Origin of the sequence: uncultured Thiodictyon sp., from assembly GCF_903828115.1 — a bacterium.
Lineage (GTDB): Bacteria > Pseudomonadota > Gammaproteobacteria > Chromatiales > Chromatiaceae > Thiodictyon.
Window position 1 is genome coordinate 1 of the sequence record NZ_CAIKKU010000045.1, and the last position, 4,020, is coordinate 4,020.

Genomic DNA, 4,020 nt, shown 5'->3' on the forward strand with positions numbered 1-4,020 from the left:
AAAACGACAACGACAACGACAACGTACCCGGGATCGCGGTCGCCACATCAGTTCTGATCGCCTGAACCTGCTGACCCGAAACCTCCCCCGGGTTAAGATAACCCCCGAATCGACCCAGTTTCAGCGACAGGGGTACCCGGCCGCCGCCGGGAGGAGCACCGACCAGTGGCCGAGCCCGCGCGCGTCTTCCTGAGCTACAGCCATGCCGACGAGGCCTGGAAGGACCGGCTCGTCGCCCAACTCGGCGTCCTCGAGCGCGCGGGTAAGCTGCGCGTCTGGGACGACCGGCGGATCGGCGCGGGGGCCGACTGGCCCCCAGCGATCGAGACCGAACTCGCGGGCTGCGCGGTCGCCCTGCTCCTCATCTCCGCCGACTTTCTCAACTCCCGCTTCATCCTCGATACCGAGGTCCCGCGACTGCTCCAGCGCCGGGCGCGGGGCGGCCTCACGGTCATCCCGGTCTTCGTGAGGCCCTGTCCCTGGCGGCGGATCGACTGGATCAACGCCATCCAGGGCAGGCCGAGCGACGGGCGGGAACTCAGCGGGATGAGCCCGCATGACGCGGAGGCCGCGCTCGCCGCGCTGGCGCTGGAGATCGACGATCTGCTGGGCGCGCGGGCACTGGACGCGGAGCGTCCGGGGAGGCATCCCCACGCGGAGCGTGGGGACGAGAAGACCCAGCCCCAGAGGCCCCGGGTCGAGATCGCCCGGCTCCCAGCCGGCGCCGCCCACTTCCTGGGCCGCGAGGAGGAACTGCGGATGCTCGACGCCGCCTGGTCCAGCGAGGGCGACGCGGCCGGCCTCCAGGTCGTCGCCCTGGTCGCCCCCGGCGGGGTCGGCAAGACCGCGCTCATCAAGCGCTGGCTGGATGGGCTCAGGCGCGAAGGCTGGCGCGGGGCTGAACTCATCTTCGGCTGGTCCTTCTACAGCCAGGGGACCGGGGACGACCGCCAGGCGTCGGACGACGTGTTCTTGAGCGAGGCGCTCGCCTGGTTCAAGGTCGACTGCGACCCGGCCGCCTCGCCTTGGGACAAAGGCCGACTCCTCGCCGACGCGGTCGCGGCGCGGCGCACCCTGCTGGTACTGGACGGCTGCGAGCCGCTGCAACAGCCGCCCGGACCGCTCGCCGGGCAACTGCGCACCCCCGGGCTCAAGGCCCTGCTCGGGCACCTCGCCGGCAGTGGTCAACTGGGGCTGACGCTCCTGAGCACCCGCGAGGCGCTCACCGATCTCGCCGAATACGCACGCTCACCCGGCTACCCGCAAGGCGCGGTCCTGGTCCACGACCTCGAACGCCTGGACGAGGCCGACGGCGCCCGGCTCCTGCACCGCCTGGGCTGCGTGCGCGCCGGGGCGGCGGCCATCGGACCCGAGGACGACGAACTGCGGGCCGCCAGCCGCGAGGTCCGGGGCCATGCACTGACGCTCAACCTGCTCGGGCGCTACCTGGCGCAGGCGCAGGGGGGCGACATCCGGCGGCGCGATACCGTCGACCTGATGGACGCGGCCGACAGCCAGGGCGGTCATACCTTCCGGGTGCTGGCCGCCTACGAGGCCTGGTTCACGCGGGCGGCCCCGGGCGCGGGGACGGACGGGACCGCGGCGCGGCAGCCGACCGTGCGGCCCGGAGCGGCCGGCGCACCGGGCGGGGCGGTCGAACTCGCGGCACTGCGGCTGCTCGGGCTCTTCGACCGGCCGGCGGATGCGGGGTGCATCCGGGCGCTGCGGGAGGCACCGGCGATCCCGGGGCTCACCGAACCGCTGATGGACCTGAGCCAGGCGCGCTGGAACCTCGCCTTGAGCCGGCTCGCCGAGTGCGGACTTATCGAGCGGGGCGGCGCGTGGGGTACGGGCGCGGGGCCGATTGGGGGGGCGCCGGGGTTCGACTTAGCCGTCGTCGGTGGGGGGCCGCAGCGTACCATCCCTGGCGCTGGATTCCGGCATCCTGCCGGAATGACAGAGGTTGGTGCGGGGCCGCAGCGTACCGTCCCTGGCACTGGATTCCGGCATCCTGCCGGAATGACGGACGCTGGCGGAATCACGGGGGCCGGCGGGGGAGAGACCGCCGTCGCGGGCACCGGGGTCCCGCAGCCCGCGGGACTGACGGGGGTTGGAGCGGAACGGCAGACCGGGGCACCCGCGGCACCCGCCATCGACGCCCACCCGCTGGTGCGCGAATACCTGGGGCTGCGCCTGCGCGAGTCGCACCCGGACGCCTGGCGCGAGGGGCACCGGCGGCTCTATGCATTCCTCAAGCAGTCCGTCCCCCAGCGCCCCGAGGGTCCGGCCGGGCTCCAGCCGCTCTACCAGGCGGTCGCCCACGGGTGTCTGGCGGGGTCGCAGCAGGAGGCGTGCGCCGAGGTTTTTCACGACCGCATCCGGCGGGGAAGCGGCAATGACGGGGCCTACAGCTGGAAGAAGCTCGGTGCCTTCGGCGCCGACCTGGGTGCTGTCGCCTGCTTCTTCGATGAGCCCTGGCAGCGGATCTCCGCCGCACTCACCGAGTCCGACCGGGCCTGGCTGCTCAGCCAGGCGGCCGTCCAACTGCGCGCGCTGGGCCGCCTGACCGAGGCGCTGGAGCCGATGCGGGCGGGGCTCGAGATGGTCGTCCGGCGGGAGGACTGGAAGAACGCCGCAATCTACGCCGGCAACCTGAGCGAGCTGGGGCTGACCCTGGGCCTGGTGTCGGACGCGCTGGCGGACGGCGAGCGGTCGGTGGACTATGCCGACCGCAGCGGCGATGCCTTTTGGCGCATGGCCAGTCGCGCGACCCTGGCCGATGCACTGCACCAGCAGGGCCAACGGGGGCCGGCATTCGAACGCTTCCGCGAGGCCGAGTCCATGCAGGCGCAGCGTCAGCCCCAGTACCCGCTCCTCTACTCGGTGCCGGGCTACCGGTATTGTGACCTGCTGCTGGCCGCACCCGAGCGCGCCGCCTGGCGGGCCTTGCCCGCCCGGTGGGAGCGGCTTCAGCCGCGACGCGAGGCCGCGGCCACGGAGGACGCATCGTCGCGGCTGAAGCCGCTCCCACCGGGTCTCCGCGATGACCTTGGCGATCACTCTTGCCGCGCGCGATTCCCGCGCGCGCGGCAACCGGTCGGGGACCTGTGGAACGGCAAACAGGGGGGAGCGCGGGCCGACTGCGTAGCGCCCCCGCTGAGAGGCTGGACAGTTCGGCAATGCCATGAGACCGGCGGCGCTTGGGACCGCCTTGCGCAAGACGCCTGTAGCGTCTCAGGGGCAAACGGGGCCGGGTGGCAGGGTAGGGCGGAACGCCGCAGGCGGTTCCGCCGTCCCCGGCGCGGGGGGATGGCGGATCGCCCTGCGGGCATCCGCCCTACGGGCTAGGCCGCCTGACGGGGCTTCGGCGCGGGGGCCCACGCCACCCCCGCCGCGTGCGCCCGCTCCACCAGCGTCTGGGCCAGCCACGCATAGATCCCGGCCTCGAAATCATCGCGCGGGTCCACCTCGCTGTCGGCCACCGCGTAGGCGCTACCCAGCGCCTGATTGGCCCGCGCCACCCCCGCCGCGATCTCGGCCGCCTGCGCCGCGTCCGGCGCCACGCCCCGCCGCGGCGACGGGGCACCCGCGAACCGCAGCCCCAGGAACTGATGCGTCGGTCCCGTGACCCGGGCCGCCAACCACCAATCATCGCGTCGACCGAATAACATTCCTGCTTACCCCTTCCACGGATACCGCGCATGGGCCGCGGTGTGCGCGGCGTCGAAACTCGGGCCGTGGCGGCGCATGAACCACGCCTCCGCCGCCTCGTGCCTCAGCAATTGTAGATCATGCGCGGTACCCTGGCCGGCCGCCAGTCGTTCCCAGGCCGCGGCGATCTCCGGGCCGGACGGGGCATGCGCCCCGTCCGTAACGTTTTTTCCGAGCTACCGGCTCGCAGGGCTTGATCATCGTTTCGGCCGCTGCCCCGAGGTCTCACACCGGAGGTCGAGGCTTTACCGTGAAAGTCCCCTGCGTAGCCAGGCCATCCTGGCCTGGCCAGGCTGGAACAGTCAGGGC

General features: G+C 72.8%; 2 protein-coding genes. One reads left to right on the forward strand and one right to left on the reverse strand.

Features of this window, described 5'->3' with window-relative positions:
- Nucleotides 1-165: 165 nt before the first annotated feature.
- Complete coding sequence (locus tag QZY48_RS01640) at nt 166-3,348, forward strand: TIR domain-containing protein (RefSeq protein ID WP_295426853.1); 3,183 nt, start codon at nt 166-168, stop codon at nt 3,346-3,348.
- Here QZY48_RS01640 and QZY48_RS01645 read toward each other — a convergent pair.
- Nucleotides 3,345-3,671: a hypothetical protein gene (locus QZY48_RS01645; RefSeq protein WP_295426856.1), complete on the reverse strand. Its 327-nt coding sequence runs from the start codon at nt 3,669-3,671 to the stop codon at nt 3,345-3,347. The two genes, QZY48_RS01640 and QZY48_RS01645, sit on opposite strands and share 4 nt — an antisense overlap.
- Nucleotides 3,672-4,020: the final 349 nt, after the last annotated feature.

What these genes read in the sequence shown, in the direction of transcription:
- QZY48_RS01645 (WP_295426856.1), bottom strand. Translation starts at nt 3,671, where the DNA reads ATGTTATTCGGTCGACGCGATGATTGGTGGTTGGCGGCCCGGGTCACG.